Below are 202 nucleotides of genomic sequence, written 5' to 3' on the forward strand. Positions count from 1 at the left end.
CGCCGTGGCTGGCGGTGCCGGTGGTGCAGTACCCCGGCAGATCCACCGCGCGCATCCACTGGTGCTGTTCGCTGGCGTTGATGCGCATCAGCTCGCACAGATGCCAGGTCCATTGCACCGGCGAGTAGGCGATACGCAGCTGGCTGCGCCGGGGGTAAAGCAGGTACGGGTGGGTTTCGCCGGGGTTATGCCGTACATCCTG

General features: G+C 66.3%; 1 protein-coding gene. It reads right to left on the reverse strand.

What is annotated here, in order from left to right; all coding sequences use genetic code 11:
- Window positions 1-202: toxin VasX (locus ACCD02_RS32865; protein ID WP_413310751.1), on the reverse strand; the 202-nt coding region annotated here is incomplete at both ends.

This window comes from Pseudomonas sp. Pseusp88, from assembly GCF_047303955.1.
In the GTDB taxonomy this organism is placed as follows: domain Bacteria; phylum Pseudomonadota; class Gammaproteobacteria; order Pseudomonadales; family Pseudomonadaceae; genus Aquipseudomonas.